Origin of the sequence: Limosilactobacillus vaginalis DSM 5837 = ATCC 49540 (assembly GCF_000159435.1) — a bacterium.
Lineage (GTDB): Bacteria > Bacillota > Bacilli > Lactobacillales > Lactobacillaceae > Limosilactobacillus > Limosilactobacillus vaginalis.
Genome location: NZ_GG693412.1, coordinates 542,398 through 546,470 on the forward strand (window position 1 = coordinate 542,398; position 4,073 = coordinate 546,470).

6 protein-coding genes are annotated in these 4,073 nt (G+C 39.0%); all 6 read left to right on the plus strand.

The features are described from left to right. Window positions 1-19 precede the first annotated feature (19 nt). Window positions 20-847: an energy-coupling factor transporter ATPase gene (locus tag HMPREF0549_RS02465; protein ID WP_003716679.1), complete on the plus strand. Its 828-nt coding sequence runs from the start codon at window positions 20-22 to the stop codon at window positions 845-847. Continuing rightward, window positions 823-1,686 (plus strand): ATP-binding cassette domain-containing protein, encoded by an 864-nt coding sequence (locus HMPREF0549_RS02470; protein WP_003716680.1) that lies wholly within the window; start codon window positions 823-825, stop codon window positions 1,684-1,686. Before HMPREF0549_RS02465 ends, HMPREF0549_RS02470 begins: the two co-directional genes overlap by 25 nt. Continuing rightward, the gene (locus tag HMPREF0549_RS02475; RefSeq protein ID WP_040530814.1) at window positions 1,679-2,479 is read left to right on the plus strand and encodes an energy-coupling factor transporter transmembrane component T family protein; all 801 of its coding nucleotides are present in this window, start codon (window positions 1,679-1,681) and stop codon (window positions 2,477-2,479) included. The genes HMPREF0549_RS02470 and HMPREF0549_RS02475 overlap by 8 nt, the downstream gene beginning before the upstream one ends. A 17-nt stretch (window positions 2,480-2,496) precedes the next feature. After that, on the plus strand, window positions 2,497-3,267 hold the full coding sequence (gene truA, locus HMPREF0549_RS02480) for a tRNA pseudouridine(38-40) synthase TruA (protein WP_003716682.1): 771 nt from the start codon (window positions 2,497-2,499) through the stop codon (window positions 3,265-3,267). Between the two features lie 105 nt (window positions 3,268-3,372). Then, a complete protein-coding gene (gene rplM / locus HMPREF0549_RS02485) occupies window positions 3,373-3,816 on the plus strand; it encodes a 50S ribosomal protein L13 (protein ID WP_040530816.1) in 444 nt (147 codons plus the stop codon). Between the two features lie 7 nt (window positions 3,817-3,823). After that, window positions 3,824-4,073, plus strand: a 250-nt coding sequence (gene rpsI / locus HMPREF0549_RS02490; RefSeq protein WP_003716684.1) for a 30S ribosomal protein S9, incomplete at its 3' end; no start/stop codon positions are given.

Consider the following 4,073-nt stretch of genomic DNA (forward strand, 5'->3'; position numbering starts at 1 on the left):
AACGTAAAGGATAAAAAAGATGCAAGAGATTAAATTTAACCATGTCACATTTAAATATCCTGACTCTAATAAGGTACTAATAGATAATCAATCATTTGTTTTGCCGACAAATAAATGGATCTCAATTGTTGGTCATAATGGAAGTGGGAAGAGTACGGTTGTTCGTCTTCTTAATGGCCTTCTTCAACCAAGTAAGGGAAAAATTCTAATTGGTGATTTAGAAGTAAATGAACAGCATTTAGAAACAGTTCATAAGTTGGTTGGAATGGTTTTTCAAAACCCGGAAAACCAATTCGTTGGCTCAACAGTTGCCGAAGATGTTGCTTTTGGTTTAGAAAATTATAATATTGATCCGAAGAAAATGCCGACGATCATTAAGCGAGCCTTAAAAAGTGTTGGAATGATTGATTATGAGGATAGTTTAATTGCTGATCTTTCTGGTGGTCAAAAACAACGAATTGCTATTGCGGGAGTGTTAGCAGTAAAGCCTAAAATAATTATCTTTGATGAGGCTACTAGCATGCTTGATCCAGTGGGAAGAGAATCAATTATGAAGCTACTAGAAACTCTTCATCATGATGGGGGGTATACAATCATCATGATTACCCACGACCTTAATGAAGCAGAACTGGCTGATCATATTTTGATCCTTGATCAAGGTAAAGTAGTAGCAAATGATGTTACTAAAAAGGTTTTATCAAATCATCAATTATTAAGAAAGCTTCAACTGACACCAGCAGCTGGTGAGCAAATTAGAGAGAAATTAATTCATGCGGGAATTAAGGTGCCTCAGGAATACATGACAACGGGGGAAATGGTTCAATGGCTAAAGCAAAAATTGAATTAAGAAACGTTAACTTTACCTATCAGCCAACGACTCCGCTAGCTTACCAAGCACTACGTAATATTAACTTAAAGATTGCTGATGGGGCATTTACTGTGTTGGTTGGACAAACGGGGAGTGGTAAGTCAACTCTGGTCAACTTAATTGACGCCTTGACTCTGCCAACGTCAGGACAGGTAATCGTAAATGGACGGTTAATTAATAATCAAACATCCAAAAGAGAACAAGAACTATTTCGACAAAAAATTGGCTTCGTTTTTCAGTTTCCTGAACGCCAGTTATTTGCACAAACTGTTCGTGAAGATTTAGCATTCGGGCCACAGAACCTTGGTTGGTCTCAAGAAAAAATAAACAAGTCAATTAGGAAAGCGTTAGAAACCGTTCAATTATCACCGGCTATTCTTGAACAATCTCCTTTTTCACTATCTGGTGGGCAAAAACGCCGAGTTGCAATTGCTGGAGTGCTGGCAATGAATCCAGAAGTTTTAATTTTAGATGAACCTGCAGTTGGACTTGATTCCTTGGCTGTCCACCGGTTACTCAATATTATTAAAGAATTAAATCAGCGTGGAGTTACCATTATTATGATTACTCATTATTTAGAAATGGTTACATCATTAGTAACCCAAATCATTGCCCTTCACGATGGACAGATTACGTTTGATGGTAATCCGCAAGAGTTCTTTGGCAGTCAGCAACTGTTGAATAAGAGTAACTTGTTAGCGCCTAAAAGCATTCAAATTTCCCGGGAAATTGGTTTGAGCGGATTGCCTCTATCATTGGATGAACTGTCTGCAAACCTGATTGAACGATTAAAGAATGGGGGAATGGCAAATGGGTAACATGGTTGTCTTTGGAAGCTATGTTCCGCTAAATTCACCAATTCATCGTTTAGATGCCCGGACTAAATTAATTCTTTGTATTTGGTATGTTATCAGTGTTTTTTTTGCTAATCATTTATGGCCAGCGATTTGGATATCATTTGTTTTGCTAATTACGCTGATTATAAGCCGGGTTCCTCTTCGGATGTATTGGACAGGGATAAAGCCATTTTTAATTGTGATCCTAATAACTGTTTGTCTACAGGTCCTATTCAGTAGCGGCGGTCAGATGTATTGGCATTATGGCTGGATTTCGATAACAAGTGACGGAATAAAGAATGCATTTTTAATCTTTTATCGGTTTACGGTAATTATTACAGCATCCACGATTCTCACGGTAACCACGCCAACTCTGCAGTTAGCTGGAGCATTTTCCTGGTTAATTTTTCCGTTAAAATGGTTAAGAGTTCCGGTAGATAAGATTTCCCTGATGTTATCAATTGCATTAAGATTTGTTCCGACAATTATGGCAGATATTAAGATAATTATGAATGCTCAGCGGTCACGGGGAATGGATTTCCACCAAGGAAACTTAATAACGAGGCTAAAGCACCTTATTCCAATTATAATTCCATTATTTGTGAATTCGTTTCATCATTCGGAAGACTTAGCAACAGCAATGGAAGCGCGGGGATATTCATTAGAGCGTCCACGGACTCAATATCGCCAGTTATCCTGGCACAAAGGAGATACCGTTGCATTATTGTTGATGCTTATGGCTGATGTTGTAATTGGGATTTTAAACTTAATTTAGCGAGGAGAGTTTTCATTGTGTATCGTTACAAAATAACATTTGCTTACGATGGATCAAATTTTTCCGGCTTTCAAATTCAGCCGCATAAAAGAACGGTAGAGCAGGTTTTAAAAAATGCGGTTAACAAGATTGCTAAGCATCCAACCCCTGAAATTCCAGTAATTGGATCAGGGAGAACTGATGCTGGAGTTCATGCCTTAAATCAGGTTGCTCATTTTGATATTCCATACCACCTGAGTAATGAATCAATGCGCAAGGCATTAAATAGTATTTTGCCGCTTGATATTCTGATAAAAAAAGCAGAATTAGTCGATAGCGATTTTCATGCCCGGTATAGTGCTCATAATAAGACTTATCGTTACCGAGTGGATCAAGGAGAATTTGTTAATCCCTTTAAGCGAAACTATACAGCACATTTTAAATATCCATTGGATTTAACGTTAATGCGAAAGGCTGCTAAGAACTTTATTGGCGAACATGACTTTACTAGCTTTGTAGCCTCCGGAAGCCAAGCTAAAAGCAATGTTCGAACCGTTTATAAAATAGATATCAAACGGGATAAATTAAGAAATGAGGTTGTTTTTGACTTTACTGGGAACGGCTTTCTCTATAATCAAATTCGGATCATGGTGGCCTTTCTTTTAGAAATCGGCAGTAAGCAACGACCTGTTGATGATGTTAAACGTGTATTAGCAGCTAAAGATCGGACACAAGCTCGGATGACTGCTCCCGCAAGCGGCCTATATTTAGTTTCAGTAGATTACGGGAATGATCGGGAAAGTGATTGACGAAGTGGTTGTAACAAGGTATACTAGCACTTGGTATTTCTTTTCCATCTAATAACTCGGTACACTATTATATGTAAAAGAAAAACAAAATTGGAGGACTTAATCGTGAGAACGACATACATCGCAAAACCTGGTGAAGTTGATCGCAAGTGGTACGTTGTCGATGCAAAGGATGTCCCAATGGGTCGTCTTTCTGCTGTCGTCGCATCAATTTTGCGTGGTAAGAACAAGCCAACATACACTCCACACGTTGATACTGGTGACAATGTTATTGTTATCAACGCTGCGCAAGTTAAGTTAACTGGTAAGAAAGCTACTGACAAGATTTACTACCGTCACTCAGACTACGCTGGTGGTTTGAAGCAACGGACTGCTGGTGACTTCCGTGCTAAGGAACCTGAGAAGTTATTGGAACACTCAATCAAGGGTATGCTTCCACACAATTCTCTTGGTCGTAAGATGGGCTTAAAGCTTCATGTATACGCTGGTGAAGATCACAGTCATGCAGCACAAAAGCCTGAAGCACTCGATATTACTAACTTAATTTAAGGAGGGAATGGAATTGGCTCAACAAGTTCAATACAGTGGTACTGGTCGGCGTAAAGACGCTACTGCGCGTGTTCGCTTAGTACCAGGTTCTGGTAAGATTACAATGAACGGCAAGGCAATTGAAGACTACATTCCATTTGCCAACTTACGTGCTATTGTTAACCAACCATTTAATGTTACTAAGACTGACGGTCAATACGATGTTTTAGCTAACGTTAATGGTGGTGGTTTCTCTGGTCAAGCTGGTGCAGTACGTC

Coding starts and splice junctions, on each gene's coding strand:
- HMPREF0549_RS02465 (WP_003716679.1), top strand. CDS start 20: ATGCAAGAGATTAAATTTAACCATGTCACATTTAAATATCCTGACTCT.
- HMPREF0549_RS02475 (WP_040530814.1), top strand. CDS start 1,679: ATGGGTAACATGGTTGTCTTTGGAAGCTATGTTCCGCTAAATTCACCA.
- HMPREF0549_RS02470 (WP_003716680.1), top strand. CDS start 823: ATGGCTAAAGCAAAAATTGAATTAAGAAACGTTAACTTTACCTATCAG.